This is a genomic window from Bradyrhizobium sp. 956_D2_N1_4 (genome assembly GCF_052076025.1).
In the GTDB taxonomy this organism is placed as follows: domain Bacteria; phylum Pseudomonadota; class Alphaproteobacteria; order Rhizobiales; family Xanthobacteraceae; genus Bradyrhizobium; species Bradyrhizobium barranii.
Genome location: NZ_CP197237.1, coordinates 2,922,609 through 2,939,416 on the forward strand (window position 1 = coordinate 2,922,609; position 16,808 = coordinate 2,939,416).

Annotated in this window: 13 protein-coding genes; 4 read left to right on the plus strand and 9 right to left on the minus strand. The window is 65.8% G+C overall.

Annotated features, from left to right (window positions below; all coding sequences use genetic code 11):
* Genes AB7535_RS13395 through AB7535_RS13410 form a run of 4 tightly spaced genes read right to left on the minus strand, consistent with a single transcriptional unit; the run spans position 1 to position 4,218 of the window.
* Positions 1–1,380: a glycosyltransferase family 4 protein gene (locus AB7535_RS13395; protein WP_354123645.1), complete on the minus strand. Its 1,380-nt coding sequence runs from the start codon at positions 1,378–1,380 to the stop codon at positions 1–3.
* Positions 1,377–2,117 (minus strand): ABC transporter ATP-binding protein, encoded by a 741-nt coding sequence (locus tag AB7535_RS13400; RefSeq protein ID WP_354123646.1) that lies wholly within the window; start codon positions 2,115–2,117, stop codon positions 1,377–1,379. Before AB7535_RS13400 ends, AB7535_RS13395 begins: the two co-directional genes overlap by 4 nt.
* A 3-nt stretch (positions 2,118–2,120) precedes the next feature.
* Positions 2,121–4,049 (minus strand): glycosyltransferase, encoded by a 1,929-nt coding sequence (locus tag AB7535_RS13405; RefSeq protein ID WP_354123647.1) that lies wholly within the window; start codon positions 4,047–4,049, stop codon positions 2,121–2,123.
* Between the two features lie 7 nt (positions 4,050–4,056).
* A complete protein-coding gene (locus AB7535_RS13410) occupies positions 4,057–4,218 on the minus strand; it encodes a hypothetical protein (RefSeq protein ID WP_193375689.1) in 162 nt (53 codons plus the stop codon).
* Between the two features lie 126 nt (positions 4,219–4,344).
* Between AB7535_RS13410 and AB7535_RS13415 the strand changes: the two genes are divergently transcribed.
* Both AB7535_RS13415 and AB7535_RS13420 read left to right on the plus strand, forming a co-directional pair.
* Positions 4,345–5,244, plus strand: coding sequence for a DUF6502 family protein (locus AB7535_RS13415; protein WP_208086610.1), 900 nt, complete (start codon positions 4,345–4,347; stop codon positions 5,242–5,244).
* Positions 5,241–6,449, plus strand: a complete 1,209-nt coding sequence (locus AB7535_RS13420; protein WP_439036451.1) for a DUF5666 domain-containing protein — start codon at positions 5,241–5,243, stop codon at positions 6,447–6,449. Before AB7535_RS13415 ends, AB7535_RS13420 begins: the two co-directional genes overlap by 4 nt.
* Before the next feature lie 32 nt (positions 6,450–6,481).
* Here AB7535_RS13420 and AB7535_RS13425 read toward each other — a convergent pair whose 3' ends face one another.
* Positions 6,482–7,849: a peptidoglycan DD-metalloendopeptidase family protein gene (locus AB7535_RS13425; RefSeq protein ID WP_439036452.1), complete on the minus strand. Its 1,368-nt coding sequence runs from the start codon at positions 7,847–7,849 to the stop codon at positions 6,482–6,484.
* A 110-nt stretch (positions 7,850–7,959) separates the two neighbouring features.
* Positions 7,960–8,649 carry a peroxiredoxin gene (locus AB7535_RS13430; RefSeq protein WP_166096410.1) on the minus strand — a complete coding sequence of 230 codons (690 nt, stop codon included), beginning with the start codon at positions 8,647–8,649 and terminating at the stop codon, positions 7,960–7,962.
* 202 nt (positions 8,650–8,851) lie between these two features.
* On the opposite strand from AB7535_RS13430, the gene AB7535_RS13435 reads away from it, so the two are divergent.
* Positions 8,852–12,652 carry an AsmA-like C-terminal region-containing protein gene (locus AB7535_RS13435; protein ID WP_247311539.1) on the plus strand — a complete coding sequence of 1,267 codons (3,801 nt, stop codon included), beginning with the start codon at positions 8,852–8,854 and terminating at the stop codon, positions 12,650–12,652.
* A gap of 159 nt (positions 12,653–12,811) precedes the next feature.
* Here AB7535_RS13435 and AB7535_RS13440 read toward each other — a convergent pair whose 3' ends face one another.
* Positions 12,812–14,503: a methyl-accepting chemotaxis protein gene (locus AB7535_RS13440; protein ID WP_085401071.1), complete on the minus strand. Its 1,692-nt coding sequence runs from the start codon at positions 14,501–14,503 to the stop codon at positions 12,812–12,814.
* A gap of 161 nt (positions 14,504–14,664) precedes the next feature.
* Between AB7535_RS13440 and AB7535_RS13445 the strand changes: the two genes are divergently transcribed.
* On the plus strand, positions 14,665–14,808 hold the full coding sequence (locus AB7535_RS13445) for a hypothetical protein (RefSeq protein ID WP_354121625.1): 144 nt from the start codon (positions 14,665–14,667) through the stop codon (positions 14,806–14,808).
* Between the two features lie 55 nt (positions 14,809–14,863).
* Here AB7535_RS13445 and AB7535_RS13450 read toward each other — a convergent pair whose 3' ends face one another.
* Both AB7535_RS13450 and AB7535_RS13455 read right to left on the minus strand, forming a co-directional pair.
* Entirely contained in the window at positions 14,864–15,307 is a 444-nt protein-coding gene (locus AB7535_RS13450; protein ID WP_439036453.1) for a DoxX family protein, read from the minus strand.
* Between the two features lie 219 nt (positions 15,308–15,526).
* Positions 15,527–16,786 carry an MFS transporter gene (locus tag AB7535_RS13455; RefSeq protein WP_071914326.1) on the minus strand — a complete coding sequence of 420 codons (1,260 nt, stop codon included), beginning with the start codon at positions 16,784–16,786 and terminating at the stop codon, positions 15,527–15,529.
* Positions 16,787–16,808: the final 22 nt, after the last annotated feature.

The following is a 16,808-nucleotide window of genomic DNA, read 5'->3' on the forward strand; positions in this document are numbered from 1 at the left end:
TTATTGCGCGGCGGCCAGGCTTTCCCGGGGCATCTCATGCCCGAGGAAGTCGCGCGCCTGGGTCTCGTAGCCGAAGCGCTCGGCGAGCTCGTGTCGCCGCGCGCGGATGCGGCCGCGGCATTCCTCCTGCCGCGTCAGCACGCGGGTGATTGAAGCTGCGATCGCATCGGTCGAGAACGGATCGAAATAGTCGGCGAGCTCGCCTGCGACCTCACGGAACACCGCGATATCGGAGCATAGCACCGGTGTGTTCGCGGCCAGCGCCTCGATGATCGGTATGCCGAAGCCTTCGGCCAGGCTCGGCATGATCAGCCCGTGCGCCTCCGCGATCATGGCGGCCTTTTCATGCTCGTCGACATAGCCGGCGAAGCGGACATTTGGCGGCAGGTTGCGCATCCGGCTGATCTGGCCCGCATGACCGATCACCACGAGATCGGCCTGAGGGACGTTGCGGAAGGCACGAATGACGGTGGCGACGTTCTTGCGCGGCTCGTTCGACACGATGATGACGAAGTTCGGCCGCCCCGGACGCCCCGACAGGGCTGGGAGGTGGAGGACATCCGGGGCGTCGAACCGGGTGCGGGGATACACGACCCGCGCCGGCAGGTGCGCAAATTGCGGCAACAGTTCCCTGAACCGCATCATGCTATAGTTTGAAACGAAGGCGAGCTCGTCAGCCTGGCGCAGGCTGGTGCCGATCCGCGCCAGGAACTGCCGCGTGGCGATGTCGCTGAGCTTGAGGTCGGTGAGCGGCAGCAAATCGTGGACGACGCAGATCACCTTGGCGTTCGGCTTGCGCCTGATCGCGACCCGCGTCGGGGTGTCCACGACGATGAGATCATAGTCACGCGCGTCGATCCGCGGCGGCGGCAGCAGGAAGAAGGCCGAGGAGTCCTGATAGTTGAAGAATCCGGGCTCGAGCTGGAATTCGCTGAACAGTTCGAGATGGCGCATATCCGGCGGAATGTATTCGAGCGCGGCGGTCCGGTTCTCGATCAGCCGGGCGTGCAGGCCAAGCAGGCCGATCGCGCGCAGGAGGCAGAGGATATTGTCCCGCGACAGCAGCATGGTGGCCTTGTGGCGGAACCAGTCGAACCTGCGACGCGCGCCGCTGAGCATCACCGGCCCGCTCACGTTGACCTCGTCGAGGAAGCGATAAAGAGCGAGCAGCTCGATGTTGCGTGACTGCGCCGGAAACAGCTTCGTGCGTCGCTCGCGCCGACATAGCTTGCGGTAACGCTTTGAGGTTTCCACCAGCAACGTGAGTTCGTGACCTTCCGACGCGAGCGACCGTACCAATTCCCGGGTGAAGTGGAAGATGCCGCGCTTGTGATTGGGTTGTCCGAGCGACTCGGACACGACCAGGATGTTCTGTTTCATGCGCGTTTCTCTCGGAGCTCAAAGGTGTGCGTGACGGGCGGCTCGACCGCGATGGTCGAGGCGATGCGGCCGTGATCGAGGTTGATGATGCTGGAGCAGGTGCGGCGCAGCAGCGGCAGGTCGTGCGAGGCGATGATCACGATCGCCGCCTGCGAGACCAGGTTTTGCAGCCGTCTCTCGGCCTTCTCGGCAAAATGCTCGTCGACGACGCTGAGCCATTCGTCGAGCAGCAGGATGTCGGCCGGGAAAGCGGTGGCGGTCGCGAACAACACCCGCATCAGCATGCCCGAGGAGAACATCCGCAGGGGCAGGCGCTGCATGCGCGCTTCGAGCTCGGTGAAAGCCCATATCTCGTCGATCACGCTGCGTGTGGGCTTGCGACCGCTGATCCGCAGCAGCAGCGCGATGTTGTCCTCCGCCACGAAGTCCAGATTGACCCCGGCGTTCAGGCCGAGCAGGGGCACGACGTTGCCCCGGACCGTGACGCGGCCACTGCTCGGCGGATAGACACCGGCGATCAGGCGCAGCAGCGTCGACTTGCCGGAGCCGTTAGGCCCGGCAAGCCCGATACGGGCGCCGGCTTCGGCCTCGATCGAGACGTTGTCGACGGCGCGGATGATCCGCATCTTGCCCGGTTCGCGGATGAGGTGGCCGAGCAGCCGCCGCTTCAGCGAGAAGTCGTAGGCGCCGTAGAGCGGATAGTCGAGACAGACGTCGTGCAGGCTGATCGAGACCATGCGTCAAATCCAGAATGCGGCTTTGCGCAGGTGGACCAGCGTCAGCACGCTCGCAAAGATCAGCAGCGCCAGCGTGATGAGGACGTAGACGATGCTGGCGGGATCGATATGGCCGCCTGCAAGTGGCTCGCGCCATACCGCGAACAGATGCGTCAGCGGATTGAGCCGCATCACCGTCGAGCGGTGATTGATCATCTCGGCCGACCAGATCACGGGCGAGGCGAGGAAGGCGAGCATCAGCGTGGATTCGATGATCGGCTTGAGGTCGCGATAGCGCGTTGCCGTCGCGCCGAGGACGAGGCTCAGGGCGAAGGTACAGGCTATGAACAGCAGGAGGCCGGGCAGCGCCGCCAGCGCGTGAGAGAGGTCGTGGGGCGAGAGGATCAGCCACAGCACCAGCGGCACGCAGGCGTTATGCAGCGCGAACAGCGCCTGGCGGAAGGTGCATTGCAGCAGGAAGATCACCGGCGGCAGCGCCCGGTCGCGGATCAGGCTCGCGGAATTCTGAAGCGCCGTGGTCGCATCGAGCACGACGCTGTTGAGGAAGGTCCAGGCCGTCATCGACAGCGCCAGCATCGGCAGGCGCGCCAGCATGTCGGCGTTCGACATCTGGCCGATCACCGAGCCCAATACGGCGACCATGATCGCCATCTGAAGCGACATCCAGAACGGGCCGAGCAGCGAACGCACGTAGCGGTGGCGCATGTCCGACCAGGCCAGTGCCGCCGCAATCCGGACGGTGTCCAGCCAGCCGGTCGCCTGCGGCAGCTCGGCGGCGGTTGCGGGTTCCCTGCACGACGCGGTGACGGCGTCGCGGTAGACGGCCTGCATGCCTTCCCTGAAGGCTGGGGCGGAATAGCGGGTGAGGGCGCGCGTCCGGGCTGACAGTCCCATGCGGCGGCGGCGCTCGGGATCGCTGATCAGCGTGTCGATGGCATCGCCGAGCTTTTCGGCATCGCCAGGCGGCACCGTGATCGCCTCCATGCCATGGCGGGCGACGCGCGGCACCGCGGTGTCGAGCGCCGTGTTCACAACAGGGCGGCCGGCGGCCATGGCCTCGAGCTGGACCAGGCCAAAGGTCTCGGCATTGGTCACCGACGGCATGACGAAGACGTCGGACAGGCACATCAGCTTGATGCGCTCGCTGTCGTTCACCGAACCGAGCAGGCGGACGCGGTCACCGAGGCCGAGCTCGCGGATCAGCTGCTCGAGCCGCGGACGCTCGGTGCCTTCGCCGATGATCCAGACCTCGAACTTGCGGTTGACGGCGGCGCGGATCAGGACGTCAAAGCCCTTGTAGGGCACGAGCCGGCCGCAGGCGAGCACGAGCCGGCCGCGATCGTTCACGTGGTGAGGCTCGATCTTCGGCCAGTCGTAACCCGAGGTGTCGATGCCGAACGGCACGACGTGGCATTTGTCGACGAATTCCCGCAGCAACGGCGTGTTCTCGATCAGCGCGTGGTCCGAGACGATGATCGCTTTCGCCCGGCGCAGTGTCCGCCGCATCAACGGTTCGATGAACCAGCGAAGGCCGGCATGGGTGACGATGTCGGCATGCCAGTGCACCACCAGCGGGCGATTGGCGCCGAAGCCGAAGGCGAAAACGAGGTCGGCGAGCGGGAAGGGGGCATGGAGCGCGAGCAAATCGTGCTCGGCAATCTTGCGCCAGAGCCGCCAGGGATAGGTGGGAGCGGTGGGAAGCGACAGGACATTGCCGAAGGAGCGAACGCGCTCGACCGGCACGTCATTGACGACGATCTCGCGCCGCTCGGCCGATTGCGAGCAGACCAGCACGGCGGAGGCGAAGCTGTCCTTCAGGCTGGCGCAGATGTCGCGGATCACCGTCAGCGTGCCGCCGAACAGATCGGGATAATAGATCTTGAAGATGTGCAGCACCGACGGGCGGCGCTGAGTTTCGCTGGTGTGATGCATGATGGTGTCAGCCTGCGAGAAGGGCCGCGACGAACGGTGCGGCCAGCACCGAGATGAAGATCACGCCGCGCAACAGCGCCGGCAGCATCGGCTCGATTGCGCCGCGCCCCCAGTCAGGAGCCGGCACAGCACGCAGTGAGTTGGAATTGCGGACCAAACGGTCAGCCATGGGTGTGAGTCCCTTTACGTCGCGCCCTCAGTGGCGTCTCATTTACGTGGGAAAATTTACCACGTCAATCGGAAGGGAGAAAAAAGTGGGATTGTGTCCCACGTGGGGCGCGGGTACAATTCAGACATGAATGCCAAGTCCGGGTCCAAAGCAGCGGCTCCGCAGCCGACTGCCGCGAAGCTGCACGCGCCGCTGGCGCGGCTGCTGCGCCCGCTCGTGCGGCTCTGCATTCGCAGCGGCATGACCTTTCCTGCATTGGCGCAATTGCTCCGCGAGCTGTTCGTCAACGTCGCCGAGCACGATTTTGCGCTGGAGGGGAAGGAGCAGACCGACAGCCGTGTCAGCCTGCTCACCGGAATCCATCGCAAGGAGGTGGCGCGGCTGCGCGGTGCCGGCGCGCCGGTGCACGAGGCGCCGGCCGCGGTGTCGCTGACGAGCGCTGTGATTGCGCGCTGGCTTGCTGCGCCCGAATTCACCGATGCGAAGGGCGAGCCGCTGGCGTTGCCGCGCACGGCCGAGGGCGATGCGCCGTCGTTCGAGCAGCTGGTCGCCTCGGTGACCAAGGACGTGCGGCCGCGCGCGGTGCTCGACGAATGGGTCGACCGCAAGCTCGTCACCATCAACGATTCCGACGAGATCGAGCTGGTCGAGGCGGCCTTCGTCCCGAGCGGCGAGGACGACAGCAAGTGGCACTATCTCGGCCGCAATCTGCACGACCATATCGCGGCCGCCGCGCAGAACGTCTCAGGCGCGGCGCCGCGCTTCCTCGAACGCGCGGTGCACTACAACAACATTTCGCCCAAGCTGGCGCGGCGCCTCGAGGCACGCTCGCGCGAGCTCGCGATGGACGCGCTGAAGACCGCTAACCGCGAGGCCAACCGCGCGCTCGGCAAGGACAAGGGCGGCGACGCCCGCTGGAATTTCGGCATCTACATCTACAGCGAAGATGCAGATGGCGAGGCAGAGGCCAAGGAAGGCGGCAAGGACAGCAGCAAGGAAAGCGGCAAGGAGGGTGGTTCTTCATGAGCCGGCCGCCGCTGATCTCCCGCCGTCTGCTGCTGACAGGATTTTGGCTCGCCGGTACGGCGATGGCCTACGCGCAGGTCAAGCGCGGCACTGATCAGGGCATAGGCGGCACCGGAATCAGGCGCGGTGACGACCACGGCATCGGCGGCACCGGCATCGTCGGCGTGATCCAGCGTTTTGGCAGCATCTATGTCAACGGCGAGCGCGTCACTTATGCGAGCGACGTGCCGGTCCGGATCGACGGCGAGGCCGCGAGCCCCAAGGCTCTGCGCATCGGTCAGCTTGCGCGCGTGGTCGCGACCCGTCAGGCCGACGGCACGCTCGTGACGCGCAACATCACGATCGCGAGCGAGGTCGCAGGTCCGATCGAAGCCGTGAAGGGTAACGAGCTGACGGTGCTCGGCCAGAAGATCGTCACAAGCGACAAGGAGAGCAAGCTTCGTGCGGGCACGCAGGTGGCCGTCTATGGCCTGCGCCGGACCGACGGCGTGATCGTCGCAAGCCTGATCGAGCCGCGGCGCGAGGCGACCGAGCGTGTCACCGGTCTCGTCGAGCGCGGGCCTGACGGCTTGCATATTGGCGGGCTGAGGCTGAGCGGGGTCGATCCACTGCTGGTTGGCCAGCGCGCCCAGATCGAGGGCCGTTCGAGCCAGGGCACGATGCAGGCCGCGCGCACGCGCATCGACGACTTCTCGGATCTCGTCGGCGCAAGCCGCCTCTCGATCGAGGCCTATGTGCAGCGTGTGGGATCGAACCTCCAGCTCGGCTCCGGCTTCGTGGCTCGTGACGGTTCACGCTTCGGCCCGGCGGCCGGCGAGGCCCGCATGGTGGTCAACGGCGTGTTCGATCGCTCGCGCGGCTTCCAGGTGGAGTCGGCTCAGGCCATAGGCCAGGGGCCGGGAGCCCCTCCATCCGGTGGCGGCAATCCCAATCGGTCGCCCGGCGGCTCGATCCTGCATCCGAACCGCAGCGCCACCACTCCGAGCGGCGGCCAGCCCGGCGCGCCCGGTGGTGGACCTGCGCCGGGATCTGGCCCTGGACCTGGCCCAAGTGCGAATCCTGGCTCCGCGCCGACGGGCCCGAGCGGCCCGTCAGGCCCCGGTGGATTTGGTTCGCCCGGCGGTGGGCCCATGGGACCCGGCGGTGGAATGGGCGGTGGCGGCTTTGGAGGTCCCGGAGGCGGGATGGGCGGCGGCCGGCGGTAGGCGCGGCCACGCTGAAAGCGCGTGGTGCGGGCTTAGCCCGCGCTGAGCCGCACGCCGGCGCGCAAGAACTTCTGCGGATCGACCGCTTCGCCGTCGATGCGGGTTTCGTAATGGAGGTGCGGGCCGGTGGAACGGCCGGTCGAGCCGACGAGGCCGATGACCTGGCCGAGCTTCACGATCTCGCCGACCTTGACGTTGATCTCGGAGAGATGGCCGTAGCGGGTCGACAGCCCGTTGCCGTGATCGACTTCGACCATGCGGCCGTAACCACCGGACCAGCCGGCCGAGACCACCTTGCCGTTGGCGGTGACGCGGGCGGGATCGCCGGTCGCGGCGCGGAAATCGAGACCGGTATGCATCGCGGGCCGGCCGAGGAAGGGATCGCTGCGCACGCCGAAGCCGGAGGTGAATTCGACCTCGCCGATGACGGGCTTGCGATAGGGCACCAGCGCCAGCGTGCGATTGAGCCGGTCCATCTCGGCGCGGGTGACATTGATGCGGTTGAGCTGCTTCTCGAACGGCCCGGCATTGGCCGTCAGCTTGACGGGCACGAAAGGACCGCCCATCGCGGAGCGCGGCACGGCGGCTTCGAGGCTGGCGAGATTGAGGCCGAGGTCGCTGACGACGCCGCGCATCCGGCGCATGCGTGAATCCATGCCTTCCTCGACGGCGCTGAGCGTCGCCATCTGGCGACGCTCGACCTGGTCAAGCGAGGTCGTGAGCCGGACCAGGACGTTGTCGAAACCCTGGTTCTTGGCGAATTGGCTGGTCGGCGGCGCCGCGACGGTCGGCGCGCGCGACTCAAGCCGCGCTTCGCGATCGGGTGGTGCCACGAAGATCACGGTGTCGCTGATCGGCGACGGCTTCGGCGTGCCCTGCGTCGCGCCCTGGCTCGAATCGCCGCGCTGCGGAGCCGTGCGGGGGATTGATCCGGTCACGTCGGGCATGGCCCCGAGCGCCGTGGCGCGGGACTCCAGCGCCGTCTGGCGCTTCATGATCTGGTCGAGCTTCTGGTCGAACTGTTCCTGGTCGAGTAGCTGCCGGCTGGTGGTGCGGTCGACCTTGGCACGGAGCTCGGCAATGCGATCCTCGTAGGCGTACTGCATCTCCGCCTGGCGCGCGATCAGCCGGGTCAGGACGTCGTCGCGGAAGGCGAAATAGGTCGCGGTCGCGGCCGACCAGAGTCCGAGCAGCACGACGGTGCCGACCACGATCCAGAACACCACAGGTCCGAGGCGGACCTGCTTGCCGTGGTGCACGATGGTGTAGGCGTCGTCGGTCGAGGGAAGGGGGATCGCGGCTGCAGCCACGGCGGCGGCAGTACGGCGATGGAGGGGCCGTCCGTGGTCGTGCGCGTGATGTTGGGGGTACTGCGAATATTGGGCAGAACTTTTCGACATCGGCACTCCCGCGCCGGTCGGATGAGTCCGTACGGCCTAATTGCCGCAGCAATCTGGGCCAGTCATGGTTAATTTTCCGGAAATGGAACCACTCGAATTTAACGGATTGGTTAAAGGCCTCTTGCCGCTTCCAGCACCTCGTCGGCGTGGCCGTCGACGCGGACATTGCGCCAGACCCTGGCTACCTTGCTGTCGGCACCAAGCAGTATCGTGGTGCGAAGAACTCCGAGGAAGCTCTTGCCATACATGGATTTTTCGCCCCACGCGCCGTACGCCTCCAGCATCTCGTGTTTCTCATCCGAGATGAGGGGCATGCCGAGGCTGTGCTTGTCGCGGAACTTCTCCTGGGCCCTTAACGGATCGGCGGAGATGCCGAGCAGGGCCGTGCCGGCAGCGCTGAAAGCGTCCGCCAGCCGCGTGAAATCGATCGCCTCCCGGGTGCAGCCGGGCGTGTCGGCGCGGGGGTAGAAGAACAGGACGAGCTTCCGACCGGCATAGTCGGCGAGCGAGACCACATCGCCGCCGTCGCGGGGCAGCCGGAAGGCGGGCGCCTTCTGGCCTTCGGTCAGGGCCGGCTTCGCCTTCGCGGGCGCGGAGGCCGATTTGGAGGAATTTAACTGTTTCGATGCGGCCTTATGTGATCCTGCTTTTGCTACGGTCCTGGTTGATTTGCTCGCCTGCGTCCGCTGTGTTTTTGCGGACTTTGTTTGAGTCGTTGCCCGCTTGGTCGGGGTCTTCTTTTTAGCCGTTGCGATGCCGGAGGGCGTTTTGGACGATTTCTTTCGGGATTTCTTGGACATACGCCTTCCTTTCGTCGCTTTCGGCGGGTCAACCAAAGCGGTATTGCAGCTCTCGTCCGGTGTGCCGGAATCGCCCTCGTCTGGGCAAGTCTGGCGACGCCGGGGTATGGTTACAAGGAATTCCACGCACCACCCCACTGCTCGTTGAACGCGCGCCCGGGGCGAAATGACGAACAGCAGGAACATTCGAGGTATGGCGGCAATGCCGGCGCGGGGAGCTTCGCTTCCCGCGGACGGCTGCGGTCCCGGCGGTGCTCAATCCTACGATGGGCGCCTGTATCGAGAGGCAATGGCAAGGAATACGTCGCCCCAGGATTACAATCGGGATTTCGATCGGCGCGGCGGTCAACAGCAGCCGCAGGAATGGGACGACGCCGACTGGGATCCGGATCAGGAAGCAGCGGCGGGCTATCGGGCGCGCCGGCTGTTGTCGCGTTCCAATTCAGGCTTCCATCGTTTCGGTGACGGGTTTGCGTCAATGCGCCGCTGGCTGGCGGCTGATCGCTGGCTGAAACGGTTGGCCATCGTGGTCGGAGCCCTTGCCGTCATTTTCATCGGCTGTTTCGGCGCGCTGTGGTGGCGGCTTGGTGCAGGTCCCATCAATCTCGACATCGCGACACCCTGGCTCGCTGCTGCCATCGAGGACAATATCGGCCACGGCAACACTGTGGAGGTCGGCGGCACCCAGATCGAGCGGGCCGGGCGGATCCGCATCGCCGTGCGCATCCGCGACATCGTCGTCCGCGACCACGACCACGCCATCGTCGCCACCGCGCCGAAGGCCGAAGTGAAGCTGTCGGGGGCAGGTCTCCTGATGGGGCACCTGCGCGCCGAGAGCCTCAATCTCGTGGACGCGGAGCTCGCGATCCGCATCGCGCCCGACGGCACCGTCACCGTATCCGCCGGCGACACCGCCAAGCCGCTGGCAACCGGCGTCGCATCCAAGAAGGAAGCGGGCCTGCCGCCGACATTCCCGCGCAACGGTGTCCCGCCGCCGCCATTCGCCACCGGACCTGCAAGCCCGGACGCATCGCAGGCCGCTCCCCAGGCCGCTGCCCCGAGCGGCATTCTTCAGGGCCTCGACTGGCTCGACAGTCTGAGCATGACCGGCCTCGACGGCCAGAACCTCAACGAGATCGGTCTGAAGAACGGCAATCTGATCGTCGACGATCAACAGCGCGGCAGCAAATGGAGCTTTGAGAACATCACGCTCAGCCTGCGCCGGCCGAGCCATGGCGGCGTCGCGCTCAGCCTAGGCGAGGAGGGCGCGCGCCCGTGGTCGCTGCGCGCCACGATCGGCCCTGCCGAGAATGGTGTGCGTTCGGTCGACATCCGCGCCGATAAGCTTTCCACCGCCAACATCCTGCTGGCGCTCCGGGTGAAGGACTTCACCTACACCGCCGACCTGCCGCTGACCGGCGAGCTCAAGGGCGAGCTCGGCCGCGACGGCGTGCCGACCTTCTTCCGCGGCAAGATCGCGGTCGGTGCGGGCAACATCATCGACACCGACACGCCTGACTATCCGATGGCGATCGACTCGGCCGAGATCAACGTCGAGTGGGATTCGAACCGGCGGGTGCTGGTCGCTCCGTTCAAGATTCTCTCGGGCGCGAACCGCCTGACGCTTCTGGCCCATCTCGAGCCGCCCAACGGCACCACCAACGACTGGCAGCTTGGCTTCAGCGGCGGCTCGATCCTGCTGGGCGGCATCGACAACGAGCCCCCGCTGGTCTTCAACCGCATCGCGATCGGCTTCCGCTTCGATACTGACCACAAGCGCATGCTGCTGACGCAAGCCGATATCAGCAATGGCGAGATCGGCGTCGCCGGCACCGGTGCCATCGACTATTCGGGCGAGCCGCGGTTGACGCTGGGCTTTGCGGGAACGCCGATGTCGGCCTCCGCGCTCAAGCGGATGTGGCCGACGCTCGTCGTTCCCGAGTTGCGCGAATGGGTGATCGAGCGGATCGAGCGCGGCACGCTCCAGCGCATCGAGATCGGCGTCAATTCGCCGACGAAGAACCTCCCGCGCAAGGGCCCGCCCATTCCCGACGATGGCCTGTCGGTCAACATCGTCGCGAGTGGCGTCGCGGTCCGCCCCGTGGATGGCATGCCGGTGGTGCACGATGCCGATTTGAAGGCGCGTGTGACCGGGCGCACCGCGACCGTGAATATCGGGCAGGGCATTGCCGATACGCCGGCGGGCCGCAAGGTCACGATCTCCGACTTCGTCTTCGAGGTGCCGGATATGGCGCCCAAGCCGTCGCCATCGCGGACCAGGTTCCGCGCCGACGGCCCCGTGGCGGCAGCCGCCGAAATCCTTTCCAATGATCGGCTCAGCGATCTGTCGGCGACGTTCGTCGATCCCAACACCAGCAAGGGAACGTTCTCGGCGAACATCCAGCTCGGCTTGCCGGTCAAGGGCGCGCTGACCAAGGGCGACACCAGCTACGCCGTCAGCGCCGACCTCAACGGCTTTGCCGCCGACAAGCTGGTGATGAATCAGAAGCTGGAGGCCAACAACCTCAAGATATCAGCCAACAACCAGGGCTATCAGGTCAAGGGCGACGTCAAGATCAACGGGCAGGCGGCTTCGCTGGACTACCGCAAGCCGACCGAGGGCGACGCTGACGTCAAATTGCAGGCCACGCTCGACGATGCGAGCCGCGCGCGTCTCGGGTTCGACCTCAGCCCTGCCGTGAGCGGATCGCTGCCGATCAAGCTGTCGGGCAAGATCGCCGGAGGTCCCGACCAGACGACGAAGCTCGGTGTCGAGGCGGACCTGACCTCGGTCAAGCTCGACAACATCCTGCCCGGCTGGGTCAAGCTGCCGGGCAAGTCGGCCAAGGCCAGCTTCAAGGTGGTGCCGACGGCGCAATCAACGCGTCTGGAGGACATCGTCGTCGAAGGCGGCGGCGCCTCGATCAAGGGCTCGCTCGAGGTCGATCCGAACGGCGACCTCATGAACGCGAACTTCCCGACCTACGCTCCGTCCGACGGCGACAAGGCCTCGTTGAAGGTGGAGCGTGGCCAGGACGGGGTGGTGCGGGGCACGATGCGCGGGGATGTGTTCGACGGCCGCGGTTTCCTGAAGTCGGCGATCTCGGGCAATTCCAAGGACGACGCCAAGAACAAGATGAAGAACGTCGATTTCGACATCGACGTGAAGCTCGGTGCCGTCGCGGGCTTCAACGGCGAGGCGATGCGCAGCGTCGACGGCAAGATGTCGCGGCGCAACGGCACCGTCAAAGCCTTCACGCTGAACGGGAAGATCGGCCGCGACACGCCGGTGGCAGCCGATTTGCGCGGCGGCCGCGCCCAGGGCAATCGCGAGGTGATCTACCTCCAGACCAACGATGCCGGCGCGTTGCTGCGCTTCACCGACACCTACACCAAGGCGAGCGGCGGCCAGATGGTGGTGGCGATGGAGCCGCCGACGTCGGAGCCGAACACCACGCGCGAGGGCCTCATCAACGTCCGCGACTTCACGGTGAAGGGCGAGGCGCAACTCGAACGCGTTGCCGCCGGCGCGCCCAACGGCACCGGGAACGGCGTCTCCTTCAGCGCGCTGCGCGCCGAGTTCACGCGCCAGAACGGCGCGCTGACGATCCGCGATGGCGTCGTCAAGGGCCCGATGATCGGCGCCACCATCGAGGGCTCGATCGACTATCCCGGCAACCAGGTCTGCATGAGCGGCACCTTCGTGCCGATGTACGGCTTGAACAACATGTTCGGACAGATTCCGGTGCTCGGGTTGTTCCTGGGCGGTGGCGACAAGGAAGGCCTGATCGGCGTGACCTACGAGGTCGTCGGCACGCCGGCCGCGCCGGTGATGCGCGTCAATCCGGTTTCGGCCATGGTGCCGGGTGTGTTCCGCAAGATCTTCGAATTCAACACCGGCAAGCAGAACACGCCGTTCGAGGAATTCCCGTCGCAGTCGAACGACGGCTCGACCGGATCGACGCGCCAGCTCTCGAGCGGCTGCACCCTCGCGCGGCGATAACCCACTAAAATTCGCAGGTGCTCGTCAGGCTGCGCGGCCGAAGCCGCTTCGGCGCGGCGAAGGCCTGGGCATCCACCGTCCTTCGTGCCGCGCGGCAAAACGTGAATGGCCGGGACAAGCCCGGCCATGACGCATGTGGAGGGATTGGCGTCGGGAAGCTTACGCCGCGCGCACGCCCGCCAGGAACGTCCCGACTTCGCCTGAGAGCTGCTCGGCCTGCTTGGAGAGATTGCTGGCGGCCGCGAGCACCATGCCGGCGGCGTTGCCGGTTTCGTTCGCTGCGGTGCTGACGCCGCCGATATTGGTGGTGACTTCCTTGGTCGCCTCCGCGGTCTGCGAGACGCTGCGGGCGATCTCGGCGGTGGCGGCACCTTGCTCCTCGATGGCCGCGCCGATCGAGGTGGCGATACGGCTGACTTCCTCGATGGTGGCGGTGATGCCGCCGATGGCGTCCACGGCCTCCTTGGTCGCGCCCTGGATCTGCGCAATCTTGTCGCCGATCTCGCGGGTGGCTTCCGCTGTCTGGCTGGCGAGCGATTTCACCTCGGAGGCGACGACGGCAAAGCCGCGGCCGGCTTCACCGGCGCGCGCGGCCTCGATGGTGGCGTTGAGCGCGAGCAGATTGGTCTGTGCCGCGATGCTGGAGATCAGCTCGGCCACATGCTCGATCTGCTGGGCGCCGTCCGAGAGCGCGCGGACGATGGTGTCGGTGCGGCGTGCGCTGTCCACGGCGCGGCCGGTCACTTCGGCGGATTGCGCGACCTGGCGGCTGATCTCGGTGATGGAAGAGGAGAGCTCTTCGGCGGCAGCCGCGACTGTCTGGACGCGCTGGCTGGCTTCGGTGGCGGCCGAGCCGACCACAGCGGCACGGCGATTGGTGCCCTCGGCCGTGGACGACATCGACTTGGCGGTGGTCTCGAGCTCGCCGGAGCCCGAGGCCATCAGGCCGACGAGCTGGCCGACCGAGGCATCGAAGCGGTCGGCGAGCGAGATCAGCGCGTCACGCTTCTCCTGCTCGCTGCGGCTCTTGGCGGCGACCTGTTCGGACTCCAGCGTGCGCGCCGTCAAAGCGGTCTGCCTGAGCATTTCGAGGGTCTCGGCCATGCGGCCGATCTCGTCACCGCGGCCGGTCTCCTCGACCGGCTTGTCGATGGCACCGTCGGCAATCTCCTGCATGCGGGTCTTCTGGCGATCGAGCGCGCCGAGCACGTCGCGGGCGATCAGCCACGACAACGTCGCCATCAGCAGCATCAGGCCGAAGCCGACCGCGGCAAGCTCGAGCGTCAGCGCGCGCACATCGGCGTCGATGTCGTCGACATAGAGGCCATAGCTGATCGTCGCGTTCCAGGGGGCGAACTTGCGCGCGAACACGGTCTTGCGCACCGCTTCGGTCTGGCCGGGGCGGGGATAGAGATAGGAGGCCACGCCGCCGCCATTCTGTTCGCCGGCCTTGAGGATCGCGTCGGCAATGAGGACGCCGTTGGCGTCGATCGCGCCGGTGATCTTGCCTTCGAGCTGCTGGTTGGCGCCGTTGACGAGGAGGGACGTGTCGGCGTTGTAGACGACCGGATAGCCCTGGTTGCCGTTGAAGGTCATGCGCCGTCCGCGCATGTGGAACTGGGCCTTGGCCTCGGCCTGCGTCAGCTTGCCGGCGGTGACGTCGTCCTGGACCGACTGGGCGAGATTGTAGAGCATGTCGACCGCGGTCTTCATCTGCTGGACCCGGTCCTCCATCATGCGGCTCTTGCTGAGGAAGGCCGATACCGCGATGATGGCTGTGACTGTGAGAGCCGCAAGACAGACCATGCTGGTAAGCTTGGTGCGGATCTTCAGATGGCTCAGCAGCTTCATCGCAGCCTCTACGAAATGGTTGTTATTGCTCGCATCGGTAGCATGAAGTTCTTACCAATCATGAACATAGGCATGCGGCCGCCGGCCGCGCGCGTGACCGTTCGCAGCCTGATGCGCAACCGTGCAGGCAAAGCGACATGCGTCGGCGCACGTCAGCGCGTATGCTGGAGAAGATCGATCCTGGACTTCGGTGGTCATCGAGCCTGGCGGGAGCGGCAATGAACCGATTCGTTCACCGCCTCATCATGTCCGCGCTGCTCGTCGCGGCCCTCGTCCTGATCTGGAACGTGCTGGGCTCGCGGTAGATGACACCGGCAAAGCTGCCGGTGCCATCCGTGACTTGAGCGTCAATTGCGCGCGTCAGCGTCGCGCAAATGCGCCGCCGGTCGAGGCGCGTTCGTTGCCCAGCGCCGCATCGACGCTGATCGGGCCGCTGCCGGCCGCCGAGAGATAGAGGCAGGCGAAGCAGAACAGGATGGCGAGCGTGCCGTTGTTGAGCAGCGGCAGGAGCACCGGCGTCTCGCCCTTGAGCATATGTCCCATGAAGTAGGCGAAGGCCATTTCACCGGAGAGGATGAAAGCGGCGAGGCGGGTGAACAGGCCGAGGATCAGCAGCGCGCCAAGCACCAGTTCAAGCGTGCCGGCCGCGCCGTAAAGCGACATCAGTTCGACTTTCGCGAACATCGGCAAAGGCGGAAACTTGAAAAGCTTGGCCACGCCGAACTGAAACAGCAGCAGGCCGGTGATGAAGCGGAACAGGCTCAGGAGAACCGGTTCAAAGCGAGTGAGATAGGAAAAGTTCATTGGTTTGTGCCCTCCATCCAATGGGCGACTTGGACCGTATTCAGTTCGGCCTCGCAAGCCACCCGAGGTCAATTCGGCGCTGACATTTTTGTCATGTGGACAAAATATCGCAGTTCGTCCCTTAACTCCGGTTGCGCCCGACGGTTTCGCACGCGGTGCAGCGTGTGTCGCCCGTAATTTCCCGGTGACGCGGAGGGGTGCAGGTTACGTCGGGGAGACCTACTCCCGCAAGGCAGGGACAATCAGAAATGGAATCATTCCGAGGATCACGCTCGCAAGTGCGAAGACGAGTAGGAGATTGTAGCCGTGCGTGAAGTCGTGGATGAGGCCGCCGCTCCATGAGCCGAACGCCGAACCCAATCCGCTGCCGATCGAGATGGTGCCGAAGATCGTGCCGACGCGCTTGCCGCGAAAAATCTTCATGGCGGTCGCTGTGATCAGCGGGCCGCGCGAGCCCATCATGCTGCCGAAACAGACGACGAAGCCGGTGAGCAGGATGATGTTCGGATAATACTGCAAGAGCCAGAGCAGGACGATGCCGATGATCGAGATCGCGTAGCTGAGCAGCACCGAGGGCCGGCGCCCGATCAGCCCGTCGAGCGCGGATACGCCGAGCATGCCGAACACCAGCACCACGCCCGAAAAACCCCAGGCGGTCGCGGCCTGGAGCGGCGGAAAGCCGGCGTCGATGAGATAGGCCACGATCTGCGCGGCGATCGAATACATGCCGACCGCGGTGAAGAAGAAGGTCGAGAACAGCGCCCAGAAGGCGTGGTGGCGCATCGCGCTCGCAAGCGTCCAGCCGTTGTCGATGAAATCAGGATCGGTCTTCTTGCTGACACGCGGCGAGCCGAGCGCGAACATGCGCCAGGGCAGAAGCAGCAGCGGCACGAGCAGGCCGAGCGCGGCGAAGCCGTATACCTGATAGGCTTCACGCCAGCCGAGATGATCGATCAAGAGCTGCGAAGTCGGGAGCAGCGCCAGCACGCCGCCACCCATTGCCGAATAGACCACCGCCATCGCGGTCGGCAGCCGTGGCCCGAACCAGCGGCCGAGCAGGATCGAGTTCGGCACAATGCCGATGAAGGCGACGCCAATGCCGACGCAGAGGCCGATCGAGAGCTGAAATTGCCAGAGCGCCTGCGCGTGCGCCGCGATCAGGAAGGCCGAGCCGAGCAGGAAAAGCCCGAGTGCGTAGACGATGCGCGGTCCGGAATGGTCGAACAGGCGCCCGACCAGTGGCGCGGTCAGCCCGCTGATCAGCCAGGTCAGTGAGTAGATCGAGACGACCTGCGCACGGTCCCAGCCGAAGTTTTCGGAGATCGGCTTGAGGAAGACAGTGAAGCTCTCGCTGAGGCCGCGGCCGAGGACGGCGAGCGTGAAGCACAGCGCGAGCACGACGAGTGCGGTGCGCACCGCATCTCGCTGCGTGCGTTCGTCTTGTTCCCTCGAAGCTTCCCTGGGCGTGTTCTGATCCATTGCCGGTCAGGGAGCGCGCTTC

What these genes read in the sequence shown, in the direction of transcription:
- AB7535_RS13395 (WP_354123645.1), bottom strand. Translation starts at nt 1,380, where the DNA reads ATGAAACAGAACATCCTGGTCGTGTCCGAGTCGCTCGGACAACCCAAT.
- AB7535_RS13400 (WP_354123646.1), bottom strand. Translation starts at nt 2,117, where the DNA reads ATGGTCTCGATCAGCCTGCACGACGTCTGTCTCGACTATCCGCTCTAC.
- AB7535_RS13405 (WP_354123647.1), bottom strand. Translation starts at nt 4,049, where the DNA reads ATGCATCACACCAGCGAAACTCAGCGCCGCCCGTCGGTGCTGCACATC.
- AB7535_RS13410 (WP_193375689.1), bottom strand. Translation starts at nt 4,218, where the DNA reads ATGGCTGACCGTTTGGTCCGCAATTCCAACTCACTGCGTGCTGTGCCG.
- AB7535_RS13415 (WP_208086610.1), top strand. Translation starts at nt 4,345, where the DNA reads ATGAATGCCAAGTCCGGGTCCAAAGCAGCGGCTCCGCAGCCGACTGCC.
- AB7535_RS13420 (WP_439036451.1), top strand. Translation starts at nt 5,241, where the DNA reads ATGAGCCGGCCGCCGCTGATCTCCCGCCGTCTGCTGCTGACAGGATTT.
- AB7535_RS13425 (WP_439036452.1), bottom strand. Translation starts at nt 7,849, where the DNA reads ATGTCGAAAAGTTCTGCCCAATATTCGCAGTACCCCCAACATCACGCG.
- AB7535_RS13430 (WP_166096410.1), bottom strand. Translation starts at nt 8,649, where the DNA reads ATGTCCAAGAAATCCCGAAAGAAATCGTCCAAAACGCCCTCCGGCATC.
- AB7535_RS13435 (WP_247311539.1), top strand. Translation starts at nt 8,852, where the DNA reads ATGCCGGCGCGGGGAGCTTCGCTTCCCGCGGACGGCTGCGGTCCCGGC.
- AB7535_RS13440 (WP_085401071.1), bottom strand. Translation starts at nt 14,503, where the DNA reads ATGAAGCTGCTGAGCCATCTGAAGATCCGCACCAAGCTTACCAGCATG.
- AB7535_RS13445 (WP_354121625.1), top strand. Translation starts at nt 14,665, where the DNA reads ATGCTGGAGAAGATCGATCCTGGACTTCGGTGGTCATCGAGCCTGGCG.
- AB7535_RS13450 (WP_439036453.1), bottom strand. Translation starts at nt 15,307, where the DNA reads ATGAACTTTTCCTATCTCACTCGCTTTGAACCGGTTCTCCTGAGCCTG.
- AB7535_RS13455 (WP_071914326.1), bottom strand. Translation starts at nt 16,786, where the DNA reads ATGGATCAGAACACGCCCAGGGAAGCTTCGAGGGAACAAGACGAACGC.